Annotated in this window: 12 protein-coding genes; 8 read left to right on the top strand and 4 right to left on the bottom strand. The window is 64.2% G+C overall.

Translation table 11 applies throughout. The annotated features are described in order from the left end of the window. The gene (locus tag CDV46_RS26080) at positions 1–864 is read right to left on the bottom strand and encodes a LysR substrate-binding domain-containing protein (protein ID WP_087725962.1); all 864 of its coding nucleotides are present in this window, start codon (positions 862–864) and stop codon (positions 1–3) included. Positions 865–1,061: 197 nt separating this feature from the next. Between CDV46_RS26080 and CDV46_RS26085 the strand changes: the two genes are divergently transcribed. The 3 genes from CDV46_RS26085 to CDV46_RS26095 all read left to right on the top strand — a co-directional run bounded on the left by CDV46_RS26085 (position 1,062) and on the right by CDV46_RS26095 (position 5,306). Continuing rightward, positions 1,062–1,841, top strand: a complete 780-nt coding sequence (locus CDV46_RS26085; RefSeq protein WP_087725965.1) for a class I SAM-dependent methyltransferase — start codon at positions 1,062–1,064, stop codon at positions 1,839–1,841. A gap of 184 nt (positions 1,842–2,025) precedes the next feature. Continuing rightward, positions 2,026–3,099 (top strand): Lnb N-terminal periplasmic domain-containing protein, encoded by a 1,074-nt coding sequence (locus CDV46_RS26090; RefSeq protein ID WP_087725967.1) that lies wholly within the window; start codon positions 2,026–2,028, stop codon positions 3,097–3,099. After that, the gene (locus tag CDV46_RS26095; RefSeq protein ID WP_254916231.1) at positions 3,096–5,306 is read left to right on the top strand and encodes an esterase/lipase family protein; all 2,211 of its coding nucleotides are present in this window, start codon (positions 3,096–3,098) and stop codon (positions 5,304–5,306) included. The genes CDV46_RS26090 and CDV46_RS26095 overlap by 4 nt, the downstream gene beginning before the upstream one ends. A 28-nt stretch (positions 5,307–5,334) precedes the next feature. Here the strand turns inward: CDV46_RS26095 and CDV46_RS26100 are convergent, their stop codons facing one another. Continuing rightward, positions 5,335–5,925 (bottom strand): molybdopterin-dependent oxidoreductase, encoded by a 591-nt coding sequence (locus CDV46_RS26100; protein ID WP_087725970.1) that lies wholly within the window; start codon positions 5,923–5,925, stop codon positions 5,335–5,337. A gap of 120 nt (positions 5,926–6,045) precedes the next feature. Further along, positions 6,046–7,953 (bottom strand): sulfatase-like hydrolase/transferase, encoded by a 1,908-nt coding sequence (locus CDV46_RS26105; RefSeq protein ID WP_087725972.1) that lies wholly within the window; start codon positions 7,951–7,953, stop codon positions 6,046–6,048. Between the two features lie 231 nt (positions 7,954–8,184). Here CDV46_RS26105 and CDV46_RS26110 point away from each other — a divergent pair, with 231 nt between their 5' ends. Together CDV46_RS26110 and metE are read left to right on the top strand one after the other, a co-directional pair. Continuing rightward, entirely contained in the window at positions 8,185–9,267 is a 1,083-nt protein-coding gene (locus tag CDV46_RS26110) for a LysR family transcriptional regulator (protein WP_087688974.1), read from the top strand. Positions 9,268–9,404: 137 nt separating this feature from the next. Next, positions 9,405–11,693, top strand: a complete 2,289-nt coding sequence (gene metE, locus CDV46_RS26115) for a 5-methyltetrahydropteroyltriglutamate--homocysteine S-methyltransferase (RefSeq protein ID WP_087725974.1) — start codon at positions 9,405–9,407, stop codon at positions 11,691–11,693. A gap of 89 nt (positions 11,694–11,782) precedes the next feature. Here metE and CDV46_RS26120 read toward each other — a convergent pair whose 3' ends face one another. Further along, positions 11,783–12,703, bottom strand: a complete 921-nt coding sequence (locus CDV46_RS26120) for a hypothetical protein (RefSeq protein ID WP_087725977.1) — start codon at positions 12,701–12,703, stop codon at positions 11,783–11,785. 348 nt (positions 12,704–13,051) lie between these two features. Here CDV46_RS26120 and CDV46_RS26125 point away from each other — a divergent pair, with 348 nt between their 5' ends. From CDV46_RS26125 to CDV46_RS26135, 3 genes are read left to right on the top strand one after another with little or no spacing between them, the layout of a single operon-like run. Further along, entirely contained in the window at positions 13,052–13,711 is a 660-nt protein-coding gene (locus CDV46_RS26125) for a response regulator transcription factor (protein WP_087688977.1), read from the top strand. Beyond that, entirely contained in the window at positions 13,708–15,054 is a 1,347-nt protein-coding gene (locus CDV46_RS26130; RefSeq protein WP_087725979.1) for a sensor histidine kinase, read from the top strand. The genes CDV46_RS26125 and CDV46_RS26130 overlap by 4 nt, the downstream gene beginning before the upstream one ends. A gap of 42 nt (positions 15,055–15,096) precedes the next feature. Continuing rightward, on the top strand, positions 15,097–16,830 hold the full coding sequence (locus tag CDV46_RS26135; RefSeq protein WP_087725981.1) for a glycosyltransferase family 39 protein: 1,734 nt from the start codon (positions 15,097–15,099) through the stop codon (positions 16,828–16,830). The last annotated feature ends 76 nt before the right edge of the window (positions 16,831–16,906 follow it).

The raw sequence follows: 16,906 nt of genomic DNA on the forward strand, positions 1-16,906 counted from the left end.
TTACGCCGCCTCTCGCGCCAGCCGCTCGCGCAGCCAGCGCAAGAAGTTGTCGAAATCGGGCGGCGGTGCGCCTTCCCCCGGCAGCGCCATCAGGCCGAACGGTAGTTCCATGAAGCCCCAAGGCGCCACCAACTGCCCTTCACTGAGCTCCTTTCGCACCAAGCGCCGCTCGACGAGTGCGACACCCAGCCCGGACAATGCCGCCTCGATGCACAGGTGCGTGTGCGGAAATGCAATCTCCCCGCCCGCCCCGATCTTGTCCGCCGACTGCCCATCCCAGTAGGTCCACGCGCTCGACGTGAAGTCGTGCGTGATGCGCGTGCCCGTGGCCGCCCGGCGTCGATAGCCGGGCACGCATACCGGCCCGAAGGCCACCGGCGCCAAGCGAATCGCACGCTGGCGATCGACTTCCGGGTACGAGGTCAGATCCCACGCAATCACCAGATCCGCGCCTTCGCTGCGAATCTCCCGGGCCGATGTCATCGACAGCCGAATCCCCACATCCGGGTACTGCCGATAGAAGTCAGCCAGATTCGGCACCAGCCACCGCATCGCAAACGTCGCACTGCAAGCCACGTGCAGCCCCGAGCGCTTTGCCTGTGTGCGAATGCGCGTGTAGCCCTGTTCCAGTTGCTCGAACACCGACGTGACGAGTGCAAACAGGCCCTGTCCGTGGGCATTGAGCTTCAACCCTGTCCCGTCCTTATCGAACAGCGGCGCGCCCACGTGCGACTGAAGCAACTTCAACTGACGGCTGACCGCGCCGTGCGTGCGAAACAGCTCCTCGGCGGCCTTCGTCACCGATTGGTGCCGGGCCGTCGCTTCGAATGCGCGCAGCAGCGATAGCGGCGGCAAGTCTCGCATTTCGCCCTCTTTCGTTAAATAAACTATCGAATATGACGAAAAAACTCGATTTTCGGCGCGTGCCGAAAACCCTATCCTTTCATCGCATACACGGTTGAATATCGTCACATTACGGCAAAACCGGGTCGTTACGATGACGGCATGGACCGATAGCGATTCTCACACAACGTCAGAAAACGTCAAAAAGGGCCGTTTCAATGGATAAGCGATTTAACGATGGGAGTGCCGGCGACGCGAACTACGGCACGATCGGCATCGGCTATACCCGGTACCGTCAGCCCGAACCCCATATCGAAGGGTTTATCCGGCAAGCCTTGGGCGATGCGCATTCGGTGCTCAACGTCGGTGCAGGCGCAGGCTCCTACGAGCCCGTCGGCCGCAGCGTCGTCGCGGTAGAGCCGTCGGCGTCCATGCGGGCCCAGCGGCCGTCGCACCTGCCCGTCGCCATTGATGGCGTGGCGCAGAATCTGCCCTTTGCCAATGCCTCGTTCGACGCCAGCATGGCGACGTTTTCGGTTCACCAGTGGCCCGATCTCGCCGCCGGACTGCGCGAAATGCGGCGCGTGACGCGCGGCCCGGTCCTGATCCTGACCTGCGCCCCTGCCCGCCTGCATATGTCATGGCTGGCCGATTATGCGCCGGAGATGATTGCTGTCGAAGCGCGCCGATACCCGTCGATATCCGCGATCGAAGAAGGGCTGGGCGGACGCGTGGACGTGCAGCCAGTGGAGATTCCGCTGGCCTGCACCGACGGTTTCAGCGAAGCGTATTACGGCCGCCCGGAGCGGCTGCTCGAACCGGGCGCACGCCGCGCCAATTCCGCATGGAGCTTTGTCGAACCTCACGTGGAAGACAACTTTGTCGAGCGCCTGCGCCGCGATCTCGACAACGGAACGTGGGACGAGAAATACGGCGCACTGCGCACGCAACCGTTTTTCGACGGGTCGCTGCGGCTGATCGTCGGACATCCGGTCTGAAGCCCATGCACAGGCGGTCCCGCCTCGCTGGGCCGCCGCGCCGATTGTTTTCAATCTGGCCGTGATTCCATAGGACTGCGCTTGTCTGCTGGTATTCTTCGGGGCGAACTCAAGAAATGGGTCGTACACCGCGCCGGCTGGGCCGCGTGGCCGGCAGGACAGTCAGGTTTCAGATCAGCAAAACATGGTGCAACTGCAATCTCACGCCGGCGACGCGCTCGCCGGCCATCACATCGCGTGGTACGTCTACGTGCTGCGCACCTTCCTCGCCCTCATCGTGCTGGGCGCGTGCGCCTGGGGCGCAATGGCGCTCGCCTACCAGTGCCCGGGCCCCGCGCTCGTGCGCTACGCCCTCATCGCCTTGTGGGTTGCGCTCGGCGTCCTCGCCATCGTGGCGCTGCTGCGCGTGCGGGCCGGTGCGCCGCTGCGAGGCTGGCCGCTCGCGTTCCTGATCGTGGCGATTCTGGTGATCGCCTGGTGGCAGACGCTGCGGCCATCCAATGACCGTGACTGGGCGCCCGATGTCGCGCAACTGCTCGACCCGCACTGGAACGGCTCGCAGGTCACGCTGCGCAATGTGCGCAACTTCGAATGGCGCACCGAGACCGACTTCACCCCGCGCTGGGAAACCCGCCGCTACGATCTGGACAAGCTCGTGAGTGCCGATCTCGCGCTGTCCTACTGGATGGGACCGGCCATCGCCCACACGCTGGTGTCGTTCGGTTTCTCTGACGGGCAACGCGTGGTGTTCTCGATCGAGATTCGCAAGAAGCGCGGTCAGGCCTTCTCGGCTGTCGGCGGCTTCTTCAAGGACTTCGAAGCCACGCTGGTCGCCGCCGACGAGCGTGACATCCTGCGCGTGCGCAGCAATGTGCGCGGCGAAGACGTGCATCTCTACCGCCTGAATATTCCCGCCGCCGAGTTGCGCAAGGTCTTCATCGGCTATCTGGAACGCGCCCGCGACCTGCAACGCACCCCCGAGTGGTACAACACGCTCACCAGCAACTGCACCACCATCGTGTTCGAACTGGCCCGCATCATTGCCCCCGGCCTGCCGCTGGATTACCGCCTGCTGCTGTCCGGCTATTTCGCGCAATACGCCTACGATCAGGGCGGCCTCACGCCCGGCTTTACCTACGAGCAATTGCAGACGCGCGGCGATTTCGTCAAACGCGCGCTGGCGGCCGGCGATTCCCCCGACTTCTCGACGCTGATTCGCCAAGGTGTGCCCGGCGACGCCCCGAAGGTGACGCCGTGATCGTCGTGATGCGTACCCCGGCGACGCCAGCCGCAGCCGCCCCCACGCGCACCGTCTGGCGGCGTCTCTTGCCGTATGCGGCGCTCATGGCGAGCGCGGTATGGCTCAGCGGCTGCGCCATGGTGGAAGTGCGCTCGCTCGGCCCGGATCAGTACATTGCGATGAAACGCGGTGACATCCTGTCCACGGGCAAGCTCAGCGCGGCCACCGACGAGACGATTCGCGTGGCGGGTCTGGACGAGACGATCTGCGCCAAGCCGTCGCTCGACTGCATCGACGCGCTCGGCCGTGCCAAGGAAATCGACATCGACCGGCGGCTGGCCGCCATGGCCGAAATGTCGATGCAGTTGGCGATCGCGCAAACGCCGACCGGCGATACACTCTGGAACGACTCGCAGTTCGATCTCTGGCTGCGCTCGGCGCGTTACGCCTACGCCTACCTGTTCTACGGTGACCGCCCCTCTAGCGAGCGCGCTTTCGAAGACCGCCAGACGCAGGTTCGCGACTATTACAACTACGCGGTGCAGATGTTCTCGGTGGCGCTGTTCCGCCGCGTACAGCGCACTGGCAGCGACAAGATCGCCGGCTGGACGCTGCCAGTTGACGCCAGCAGCGTGCGTTTTGCCAACAACCGCACCCAGCCACGCGAAGTGCTGCCCGCATCGACACTGCGCTTTGCAGGCCTGCGCAGCCCGTATCGCCGCGACGGTTTCGGCGCAGAACTGGTGGCCGTGCTCGATGAAAAATCGGCCGCCGAGGCGGTGGTCGCCACGGGCCGCACCCCGGCACCGCGTGGCGACGCCTCGACCGGCCCTGACAACGACAACGTTTATTCACAGAACGCGAATGACCGCCAAGGGGGCAGCAGTCGTGCCCGCACCAGTCAGGAAAGCCTCGCGTCGCGCGATTTTCACCGGGCGACCGACCCGAACGCCGGCCCCGAGTTCAGTGAAATGTCGTCGCCGTCGCTCACGCTGCTGTTGCGCTTCAACGGCAACACGCTCGACGAGATTCTGACCACCCAGGTCGCCACGCTCGTCGTGTACGACCCCTACCGTCAGACGTCGATCGAGTTGCATGGGCAGACCGTGCCGCTGGCGGGCAACTTCACGGCGGGCTACGGCCTGTGGCTCGCCCGCTCGGGCTTTGCCGAGCAATCGCTGCGCACCCTGTTCGGGCGCGACCGGGGCATCGTACGGCCGCATATCTACCTGATGCAGCCGTTCGACCCCAGCCGCCGGGTGATCCTGATGCTGCACGGCCTCGCCAGCAGCCCGGAGGCATGGGTGAATCTGGCCAATGAAATTCAGGGCGACGCCGCACTGCGCGAGCATTTCCAGATCTGGCAGGTGTACTACCCAACCAACGCGCCGCTGCTCGTGAACGCCATGGCGATTCGCAACGCCTTCGACGCAACACTCAAGCACTTTGACCCGGACGGCCAATCGGCTGCGTCGCACGACGCCGTGGTCATCGGCCACAGCATGGGCGGTGTGATCGCACGGCTGATGGTGTCGAGTGCCGACGACCAGCTCTGGAATGCGTTTCAGGCGGATTACCACCTCGATGGCGATCAACTGACGCGCGCCCGCGACCGGCTCGACCCGCTCTTCCACTTCGCGCCGATGCCGCAGTTCGAGCGGGCGATCTTCATCGCGGCCCCGCATCGCGGCACCCCGTTCGCGCGCAACCGGCTGGGCCGCTGGATCTCCAACCTCATCAAGCTGCCCGTCACGCTGCTCTCGGGCATCGACGACGTGCTGCACTACGCGACCGGTTCGGAAGACAACCCCTCGGAAGGCAAGACGCGCTACGTGCCCAACAGCATCGACCAACTGCGCGACAACGATCCTTATGTGGTGGCGGCGGCCGGACTCGGCATCTCGCCCAAGGTGCAATATCACTCGATCATTGCGCGCCGCAATGCCGCGGGCCCGCTTCAGGAATCGAGCGACGGCGTGGTGCCGTATGCGAGTGCCCATCTGGAAGGGGCGCAATCCGAGCGCGTGATTGTCTCGGGCCATAGCGTGCAGGAGACGCCGCAGGCGATTCTCGAAATTCGCCGCATCCTGCATGAGGATGTCGACGAACTCGATCCGGTGAAGTCGCTCAAGGGCGTGCGGGCGTTCCAGAGCATCGACCCGCCGCCGCGCGTCACGCCGACGAAGGTCACGAAGCCCAACGTCACGACGGCCCCGGCGAAGTAGCGCCCGGGGCATTGCCACATCGTGACGCTCAGGAAACCGCGTTCACCTGAATGTGATACACGCCCCACGGACACAGCGTGAACTGCTCCTTGAGCGGTTTGCCTGCGAGGGCCGGGATGGCGGCCGGATTGTAGACGGCCCAGAGCGGCCCGAGGCCGCCCAGCGCGAGCGGCTTGTCGTCGATATGGGTGGCCAGCAGGAATTGATAGTCGTGTAACTGACCCAGCGTCGTCGCCACCACGTAGCCGTCGATAGCACGCAACAGCACCTGCGTGGCCGGGTTGGATGGCATGCCCGTCTGCGCAAGCACCTCGGCGAGACGCGGGCCGCGAAGTGTGTGCGGCTTCGCGTCGTATTCCAGCGTCGGGCGAATCGTTTGCGCCGGCAGACGCGCCAGCGCGCCGAAATCGAACGCATAGGCCGCGTCGAACTGCACCAACTGCTTGTGGAAAAGCTGATCGAGCGCCGGATCGACCGGGCCACGGTTGTGACGCTGGATGGCACCGCTGACAGTAACGAGCGGTGTAGTCGCCAAGGCCACGGGCGCCTGCGGCTTTGCCAGCACGGGAGCCGAGACGCCGAGCGCCACGGCGCTGGCCAGAAATTCACGTTTCTTCATGCGAGGTCGTGACGAGAGGTGAAAGGTGCGAAGCAACGAGCGGCGGCGCACGCGGAAACAATCTCCGCCCACCCCGCCGCAAAGTCGCCCGAGCTTATCACGCAGACGTCACGGCATCGCTCACCGCGAAGATGAGGCAGCCGCCTTCTGGAACGTGAACTGCACGCGTCCGTCGCGAATCGGCAGGATGTCGGGCCGGTCTTCACCGACTTCGGCATCGAGCCGCTCATTCAGGCGCGCGTTCATCGCCATCAACAACTCGCCATTGCCCCGGGCATCGAGTGCCAGATTGCGCGACTCCGTCGGATCGGCGTGCAGATCGTAGAGCTCGACGTCGTTGTTCGCGAACAGGGACTCCAGGGACGTGGGCCGGTTGAATTGCGTCGGCGAGAAATAGCGTGAGAACCGGTAGCGCCCGTCGAACACACTCCGGATCATGCCGCGATGGCGAAAATCCGGCTGTCGCGCCATCACCCGCCGATGGATCTCCTCGATCGCCACGCCCTTCTCGCGCAACGTGGCGTATTCCTGCGCAAGCCATTCGCTATCGTAGAACAGCAGCATCGCGTAGTTGAACAAGGCCGCCGGGCGCACCGCGTCGACGCCTTGCCGCGCCGGCGCGCGCAGCAGCGGCGTCAGGTTGTGCCCATGCGCGCCGTCGCCCGCAATGCGCGCAATCCCCGCCGCGTCCAGCCCGGTGAGCCCCAGCAGCGTCGGCGTGATATCGACGTGCGAACTCAGCGCCGCGCATTGCTTGCCACCCGGATACGCCGGATGCCGGATCACCAGCGGCACGTTGTTCTGTTCGCGATACGTAGTCGGCCCCTTGCCTACGAGCTTATGGGCGCCCACGTGGTCGCCATGGTCTGCACTCATCACGACGATGGTGTTCTTGTCGATGCCCAGCTCGCGCAGGGTGTCGAGCAGCGTCACCACATGCGTGTCGCAATCGCGAATGCAGTTGAAGTAATAGTCCTGATAGACGCGCAGCCGGGCGTCGTCGATCGGGTAGTCGCCCACGAGCACGCCTTCCGCTGCGTTGTACACCCCATGCGCCGCCGGCCGTCCCGGCGCGTCGTAGGCCTGCTTGCGTGTGGCGGCCAGCGGCACGTTCCAATGCGCGTCGTACAGGGCGTCGCGCGGCGGACGGGCATTGCCGAGCGTCGGGCGGTTGGCGTTCTGCTGATCGACGCCGGCCGGATCGGTGTTCAGGAACATCGCGTCGTGCGGGTTGACCAGATTCACCGCCATGAACCACGGCTTGTTCTCGCTCCCCAGTTGCGCGCCCCGGCCACGCAGCCACGACACCGCCGACGAGGTGGTGAGACCGTCGTAGGTATAGCCACCGCGCACCCGGCCGATCAGATCGCCCACGCCGAAGTAATCGTCGAAACCGTACGACTTGATCAGTTCGTTGTATTCCTGCGTCGGCGTGTCGTACGGCGTGTGGTTGTGATGCAGCTTGCCGCTCAGATGCCACTTGCCGAGATACGCGGCGTAGTAGCCTGCGTCTCGCATCATGTCGCCGATGGTGCGAATGTCGGGCGACATATCGGGCTGCCACGGAATGCCGCAGTTATCGAACACGCGCGTGTGCTGGATGTGCTGGCCGGTGTAGACCGTCGAGCGCGACGGTGAACACACGCACGATGCAATCTGGTGATTGACGAAGGTCACGCCCTCGCGGCGCAGGCGCTCACGCCCCGGTACCGGGAACGGCCACTGGTCGAAATGCCGCTCCTGATCCGTGAGGATGAACAGGATGTTGTAACCCTTGGGCGGCACAGGCGGTGCCTCGGCAGGCATGACGTAACCGTCATCCGGCGATGCCGTTGCGCGCGGAGCGGCGGCGGACGCGGCCACGGCCGACGAGGCCAATCCGGCGGACGCCACGGCCGCACCGGCCTGCTTCAGAAAGTGGCGGCGCGACGGTTGTGTGGCGGCGGCCAAAGCCCCGGCATCGGATGCCTCGTTGGGGTGAACCGGGTCGACGGGCGCAGTCGTCGGTGGCTGTTCGCGCTCGGGCATGTCTCTCGCTCCTGTGGGGGCGTCGGCGTCGCTTTCGTGATTTGCGCCGATTGCCGGGATTGACGTTTCTCACCCCGATGCATTGGCGTTTTGTCACGCATCGGGCGGTAACGGAATCCCATTATTTGGCAAGATTCAGCACCCATCGATGAAAAGTGACGCTATATTCATTACCTGAATGACATCAATGATGCGGTAACGCGTCTACGCAGAGCCGCTACGCCGACCACCATGAGCCCTCGTTCCACGCCGCCTGCGCCGCATGTTCCCCATTTGCCGCAGGCGGATAAAACGCACCTGTCCCCGCCGCAAGATCGTTCGTCCAGTGACAATGCTCACGTCGACGATCCGGTCCGGCTCGCGCGCCAGATACCCGCCGTGCTTCGCAAGCTGCGCATTCGCGATCTGGAAACGCTGCGCTGGCTTGGCCGCACGCGCAGCTTCGCGCGCACGGCCGAGGCCGCCGCGATCACACAGCCCGCATTGTCGAAGTGGTTGCGAGAGATAGAGCAAGCGTTAGGGGTGTCACTGTTCGAGCGCACGACGCGCCGCGTGAGTCCTACGCCCTACGGTGACGCACTGCTGGAGCGCGCCGAGCGCATGCTGACCGATCTGGCCGGGGTCACCCCAGCGCTGCAAGCCCTGCGTGACGGACTCGGACTGCCTGTGAACGTCGGCATTCTGCCGGGCATGGCGAGCGTGCTGATGCCGCAGGCGCTCGCCCGGCTCGAACAAACCGGCCCCGCGCTGCGCGTCAACCTGTTTGAAGAAACGCTGGATCGCTTGCTGCCACGTGCCCATTGGCACGAAATCGATCTGTTGGTCTGCCGGCTCGACGCCGACGCCATGAACGCCGGGTTTGGCGTGGTCCCCTTGTATGACGATGACGTGCGGGTATTCGGGGCGCATAACCACCCCCTGACGCGGCATGCAGCACCGACATGGGCCGACGCCGCACGCTACCCGTGGATCGTGCCGCCGCCCGGCACGCCGATGCGTCGCGCCATCGACACCGAGTTCGCGCATCAGGGGCTGCCCGCTCCGCGCGTCATCATGGAATCGACCACGCTCATGACCAATGCGAGCACCGCGCAAGCGATGCCATGCCTATTTCTAGCGTCGACGCTCGGCGTCGCCCGTTCACCGCTGGGCGGCAGTCTGCACGACTTCGGCCTGCGTTTCGCTCACGTGGCGCCCACTGTCGGTGTGCTGCACGGTCAAGCCCCGAATGCCGCAGCACTGGCGCTCATCGACGTCTTGCGGGATGTCTCGCGCACGCTGACGCCGCCGTCATACGGTCGATCCGAGCGCTAACGCGAACCTCTCTCGCACGTCGAATCATGAATGAAATTAATGCGCCCATAAAATATGACCATTTTCATTCATTGATTGAATTCTCTATGATCGTCGTCACTGCTTCACTCATCTGGCGGCGAGGTCACTAGAGAACCATGGCAAAGACACACAATCTGGGATTTCCGCGCATCGGCGCGAAGCGCGAACTGAAGTTCGGTCTGGAAGCGTATTGGAAAGGCCAGTCGTCGCGTGACGAACTGAAGTCGCTGGGCACCTCGCTGCGCCAGCGTCACTGGCAAGATCAGGCGAGTCTTGATCTGGCCCCGGTCGGCGACTTCGCCTTCTACGATCAAGTGCTCGACATGAGCTTCACGTTGGGCAACTTGCCCGAGCGCGTGCAGAACTTCCATGGCGACGCGCTGGACAACTACTTCCGCGTCGCGCGCGGGCGCTCGGCCCAGAGCGCCGACGAGCACGCCGCCTGCTGCGGTGGCGTCGCCGCCGGTGAAATGACGAAGTGGTTCGATACGAACTACCACTACATCGTCCCCGAATTCTCGGCTGCCACGCAGTTCTCGCTCGACGCCTCGCGTCTGATCGAGCAACTCGCCGAAGCCACCGCAGCGGGTGTGAAGGCCAAGCCGGTCATCATCGGCCCGGTCACGTACCTGTGGCTCGGCAAGACCAAGGACGACAGCGACAAGCTCGCCCTGTTGCCGCGTCTGTTGCCGGTCTACGTGAAACTGCTTGAAACCCTCGCCGCACAAGGCGTGGCGTGGGTGCAGATCGACGAGCCGATTCTCGTGACCGAATTGGGCGCCGAATGGCAAAAGGCGTTCGAGACCGCCTACGCCGCCCTCGCCGGCACACCGGTCAAACTTCTGCTCGCGACGTACTTCGGTGAACTGCTCGAAAACCTGCCGCTGGCCTGCCGCCTGCCGGTCGACGGCCTGCACCTCGACGCCGTCAACGCCAAGGGGGAAGTCGCCAAGGCCCTCGCCGCGCTGCCCGCCGACAAGGTGGTCTCGCTGGGCGTGATCAACGGCCGCAACATCTGGAAGTCGGATCTGGCTGCCATTCTCGAATGGCTGGAGCCTATCGCCCGGCAACTCGGCGATCGCCTGTGGATTGCGCCGTCGTGCTCGCTGCTGCACGTACCCGTCGATCTGGCGAGCGAACAGAAGCTGGACGGTGAAATCCGCTCGTGGCTTGCCTTTGCCAAGCAGAAGCTGGCAGAACTCAGCGTGCTGTCGCGTGCCATCAACGAAGGCCGTGACGCCGTGGCCGCCGAGCTGAACGCGAATGCAGGCGCCATCGCCAGCCGCCGCGCGTCGCCGCGCGTGCACAACCCGGCCGTCAAGGCGGCCGTCGCCAAGATCGAAGCCTCGCTGGGCCGCCGTCAGCGTCCGTATATCGAGCGAGCCCCGAAGCAGGCCGCCAAGCTGAAACTGCCGCTGTTCCCGACCACCACCATCGGTTCGTTCCCGCAAACGTCCGAGATCCGCACCGCCCGCAGTCGGTTCAAGGCCGGCGAGCTGGATCAGGCAGGCTACGTCGCCGCCATGCGCGCCGAGATCGAGCGCAGCGTGCGCGAGCAGGAAGCGCTGGGGCTGGACGTGCTGGTGCACGGCGAAGCCGAGCGCAACGACATGGTCGAGTACTTCGGCGAGCAGTTGGAAGGCTACGCGTTCAGCCAGTTCGGCTGGGTCCAGTCGTACGGTTCGCGCTGCGTGAAACCGCCCATCATGTTCGGCGACATCCACCGGCCGAAGGCGATGACCGTCGAGTGGATCCAGTATGCGCAGTCGCTGACCGACAAGCCGATGAAGGGCATGCTGACCGGCCCCGTCACCATCCTGAACTGGTCGTTCGTGCGTGACGATCAACCGCGCTCGGTCTCGTGCTTCCAGTTGGCGCTGGCGATTCGGGAAGAGGTGCTGGATCTCGAGAAAGCCGGTGTGCGTGTGATCCAGATCGACGAGGCCGCCCTGCGCGAGGGCCTGCCGCTGCGCCGTGCGCAATGGCAAACGTATCTGGACTGGGCGGTCGAATCGTTTCGCATTACGGCGAACGGCGTGCAGGACGACACGCAGATCCATACGCACATGTGCTATTCGGAGTTCAACGACATCATTGCGGCGATCGCCGACATGGATGCCGACGTGATCACCATCGAGACGTCGCGCTCAGATATGGAACTGCTCGACGCGTTCGACTCGTTCCAGTACCCGAACGAGATCGGCCCGGGTGTGTATGACATTCACTCGCCGAACATCCCGACGCAAGAGCACATCGTGATGCTGATGCAAAAGGCGGCCGAGCGCATTCCGGCACAACGTCTGTGGGTCAACCCGGACTGCGGCCTGAAGACGCGTCAGTGGGCCGAAGTCATCCCGGCACTGCAAAACATGGTGGCGGCTGCGCAGACGCTGCGTTCGCTGTAGGCGCCCGATTCCGCGCCGGTGGCTGACAGCGATTCTTCAACTGAATCGAGGTTGCATGTTGACGATCCGCTAACGCCACCGGCGTCGCGCTATGTGATGCTGGGGTAACAGGTGTTGAGCCAATTGACATTGGGTGCCAGCGCGAGCTCTCTCGAGCCGGCAACGCTCAGCGCGCGCTGCATGGCCGCGGACGAGCCAGCGATCTGAGGTACCTGCCGACCGGGAGGGTTGGGCCGTTCGGACTGGGTTGCCATTATCAGCGCGCGCCGCTCGTCGTCAATGCCTCGAAAGCGATCCACTCCGTAGCCAGCCCAGCGAAAATGCGGACCCGCACCGGAGCCGGCGAAGCGAAAATGCATCAACGCGCCGCTTATATAGCGAACAAACCTGTGCAGCAGTTCCTCGAACCGGGCGTCGTCCAGAAAACTCCCGACCTCGGACGCCGGATCGCTGAATGCGTCTTCGACCTCCGGACCGAATACATCGCCGCCAAAATTGAGCCACCCCTCTGGTTCAGGCCGGGATACCGGGCGACTGGCCTGCATCGCCGCCGCATACCGGCGCTCCCCGATTGCCGCAAGGCCGTCTGCCAGCCACAACACATCGGGATTCAATCGTGCCCGAACCCGATCTTGCGTGAGACGCATCAACGCTCTGCCAGCAAGCCCTTCCGACAACGGGATCAATGGATCGATCAAGTTGAGGCCCAGTGAGTTCTCCACTACATGTAAAAAGCGCGAACGATCGGCTTCGGACATCTCATCTGGCGTGAACACCTCATTGCCAATCTCAAAACCCTGATCATCGAAGCGGGTGAGCGCGCCCAGAATCTGAGAGCAAATGGCGTTTAACGTCTGTTCGATTCGACGCGACGGCTCAACCGGCAAGGTTTGCGTCTGCGCATCCACTGTCAGGGCAGACGGTCCGGCAGCCGATGGGCTCTCGCGCGGCGGTGCCATTGTTTGCCATTTCACTGCCGCTCCGGCAGCGCCTGGCGTGGCATTTATCATGTCGATCTCCTTGCGCTTGTGTTTACGATGACGAATCAATAGTCAGGGCAGCGCTCACCCGTCACTTTCACATTTCGCCGGGCAACGGCGCGTCGATCGGGTCGCCTATCGCGTTTGTGAATCAACCTAAGTGCCCCCATCACGCGCCTCAGCGCAATCGACATAAAAAAGATCGTCTAAGTGTTTGTTTAATCGTGTCATTTCATGGCATAGTCGCGCCGGCACGTGCCGATCTTCACTAAGTTTCTCCTAAGTTTCGCGCGCTATCGTGCTCCCCAGCCGTCGCCAAACGCGACGGCCGGTGAATTGGCGCCTTCCACAGTCGCGCCGTGAACATTTCAGAGAACCATGCGGATATTGCTCGTAGAAGACGACGAGATGATCGGTGAGGCCATGATGCAGGCGCTCAAAGACGCCTCGTATGCCGCCGATTGGTGTCGCGACGGCGAGTCGGCCCTCTCGGCGCTGGCCGCCCATACCTATGACCTGATGCTGCTCGACCTCGGCTTGCCCGGGCGCGACGGCTGGGACGTGCTGCGCGCCCATCGCGGCGCGGGCGGTCGCACGCCGATCATCGTCGTGACCGCACGCGACGGCGCCGAAGACATCATTCAGGGCCTCGATCTCGGTGCTGACGACTTCGTCGTCAAACCCTTCGAAGTGGGTGAACTGCTCGCGCGCATGCGCGCCGTCATTCGCCGCAATGCCGGTGTGGCCGTCCCCGTGCTCACCAACGGGGCGCTGGCGCTCGACCCGGCCACGCATGAAGCGACTTACGGCGACAACAAATGTGTGCTCTCCGCCCGTGAATACGCGCTGCTGCATGCCCTGATGCTGCGCCCCGGCACGATCCTCTCGCGCGACGCGCTGGAGCATCGCCTTTACGGCTGGGGCGAGGAGATCGAGAGCAACATGATCGACTTCCTGATTCACTCGATTCGCAAGAAGCTCGGCGCCGACGTCATCCGCAATATTCGCGGCGCCGGCTGGCTGGTGCCCAAGGCATGACGATGCGCTCGTTGCAGTCGCGACTGGTCGTCACGCTCTCCGCTTGTGCGGTGGGGCTGGGCATCGTCGCCGGTCTGGTCTCGTATGCGGCCGCCTTTAGCGAGGCGTATCGCTTTCAGGACGACCAACTGCTGCAACTCGCCGCGCTCGTCGACACCCGCAACCTGTCGAGTGCCGACGACGCCGTGCACGGCCTGCCCATCAAGGATCACGATTACCGCCTCACCGTGCAGACACTCGGCGGCACGTTTCCGGTCACGCTGACCGACGGCTTCCACACTGTCGAAGGAACGGCACGGGGCGACCACACGTGGCGCGCCTTTGTCCGCACGATCACGCCGGAACTGCGCATCGTGGTGGCGCAGCCGACCGAAGGCCGCAACGAGATTGCACGCAATAGCGGTCTGCGCACCGCGCTGCCGTTCGTGGTCTTCGTGCCGCTGCTGATCGGGGCGATCGTGCTGACCGTGCGCCGGGCGTTCCGGCCGCTTCAACGACTGGCCGATGGCGTCGATGCGCGGCGCGAGACAGATCTGCACGCGCTCGATACGGCCAGTGCCCCCAAGGAGATCGAACCGTTCATCGTGTCGATCAACCGGCTGCTGGCCCGTCTGGCGAAGGCGCTCGACGAGCAGCGCCGCTTTGTCGCGGACGCCGCCCACGAATTGCGCTCGCCGGTCACGGCGCTGGTGATTCAATCGGAAAACCTCGACCGGGCCCTCGCGCCGGTGGAACTCGAGACCGAGACACGCGCGCGCCTCACCAAACTGAAAAGCGGCTTGCAGCGTACGCGCGGGCTGCTGGAACAACTGCTGACCCTCGCCCGTGCCCAGAGTGCACCGACGGCCGAGGCCACACCGCTCGCGCTGCTGCCGGCGGTACACGAGGCACTGGAAGACGTATTCGTACTGGCAGACCGCAAGATGATCGTGCTCGACCTGATCGACACCGCGCCGGGTTTGCGGGTCGCGAGCACCAAACGCGACATCGTCACGTTGCTGAGTAATCTGGTTGGCAACGCCGTGCGTTATACCCCGGGCGGCGGCACGGTGTCGGTGCGGTTGTCGGCGACGGGTACCGACGCCGCCATCGACGTCATCGATTCCGGCCCGGGCATCGACGCCGACAAACGCGAGCGTGTATTCGACGCGTTTTACCGGGCCACCGAGGTGCGTGACTCTCATGCGCCCGGGCTCAGCACGGAAGGTACCGGCCTGGGGCTGGCCATCGTGCGGGCCATTGTCGATCGCCTCGGCGGTCAGGTATATCTGAAGGACGCCAACCTGGTGCCGCCGCGCGGACTGCATGTGCGCGTGACGCTGCCGAACCCTGACGTTTCGTAACACCCGTTCCATTCATCCAACAAGACCGGAAGTTTCGCATTCATGTCCACACGCCCTCAACGTGACGCCGGGTTAGAACCCTGGCCGATCTCTCCCGCCGCCCTCCTCTGGCTGCTGGCCGCGTTCGCGCTGGTCTGGTTCGGCCTGCTGAACTGGCGGCATCTGATCTCCAGCGACGAAGGCCGCTACGCGGAGATGGCTCGCGAAATGCTGGCCACCGGCGATTGGGTCACGCCGCGCTACAACGGCTATCTCTATTTCGAGAAGCCGCCACTGCAAACGTGGATGAACGCGCTCACCTTCATGGTGTTCGGTCTGGGTGACTGGCAGGCGCGCCTGTGGACGGCACTCACCGGCTTTGGCGGCGTGCTGCTGGTGGGCTATACGGGGCGCCGGATCTTCGGTGCCCGTGCGGGACTGTTCGCGGCCATCGCACTGGCGAGCGCGCCGTTGTGGGCCTTGCTCGGACACTTCAACGTGCTGGACATGGGCCTGTCGTTCATGATGGCCGTTGTGCTGTGCGCCTTGTTGCTGGCGCAACGCCCGGGACTCACGGACACGCAGACACGCAACTGGATGTGGCTGTGCTGGGCCGCGATGGGCCTGTCGATTCTGAGCAAGGGGCTGATCGGCATCGTGCTGCCCGGTGCTGTGCTGGTGGTCTACACGCTGGTGGCGCGCGACTGGGCGTTGTGGAAGCGCCTGTATATCGTGAGCGGATTGATCGTGCTGCTGGCGGTCACCGTGCCGTGGTTCGCGGCCGTGATGGCGCGTAACCCGTCGTTCTTCGACTTCTTCTTCGTGAACGAGCACTTCAACCGTTTCCTGAAGCCGGACCACAATCGCAACGGGCCGCTGTACTACTTTGTGCCGGTGTTCATCGTAGGCTTCCTGCCGTGGCTGTCGATGCTGCCGCGTGCGATTTCGGCCTCGCGCGCGACGCCGCGTCAGGCGAACGGCTTCCGCCCGGTGACGATGCTGTGGGTCTGGGCGATCCTGATTTTCTGCTTCTTCTCGGCCTCGCATTCGAAGTTGATTTCGTATGTGCTGCCGATCGCACCGGCCGTCGCCATGCTCATCGGGCTGGGGCTGGCCGGGATGACGCGCGAGAGCCTGCGCAAGCATCTGATCGTGTCGGTAGTGTTTTTCGTGGCCACCATCGTGACGTGTCTGGTGTTTCTGTCGCATCACTCGGACAGCCGCAACCCGGTCGAGGCGTATCGCGCGTTCTCGTACTACCTGTACGCGGCGAGCATTGTCGGCTTGATCGGCATCGGCTTGACGCGCTGGCTGGCCAAGCGCAGCACGAAGCAGGCGCTGATCGCGTTTGCCGGTACGTGGCTGGCCTTCACGATGATCGGTGGCTCGGGACATGAGGCGTTCGGGCGGGGCAGCTCGGGCGTCGATCTGGTACCGGCGGTGCGTGCTGAGATGCAGCGTCTCGGCCCGGATACGCCGTTCTACTCGGTGGGCACACTCGATCACACGATGCCCTACTACCTGCAACAGCCCATGATCATGGTCGCGGTACAGGACGAGCTGGAGTTCGGCATCTCGCAAGCCCCGGATAGCTGGGTTCCGACACTCGCCAAGTTCGCCGATGTGTGGATGGCGGCCCCCAAGGCGCTCGCGCTGGTCGACCCGGAGAAGTTCACGGTGCTCGAAACGCTCGGCCTGCCGATGAAGATCATCGCTCGCGATAACCGTCGCGTGATAATCGAAAAGCCGATGGCGGGCGATGCGCCGGCACCGGCGTCTGCCCCTGCGGCGAACTGACCCGTTCCCGTTTCCGTTGTTCTCGTGCCAGCGCGGCGACTTGAAGCCGCCCGCTGGCACCGTCTGGCCGCGAAGA

Source organism: Pandoraea sp. PE-S2T-3 (assembly GCF_002179965.1).
Taxonomy (GTDB): Bacteria; Pseudomonadota; Gammaproteobacteria; order Burkholderiales; family Burkholderiaceae; genus Pandoraea.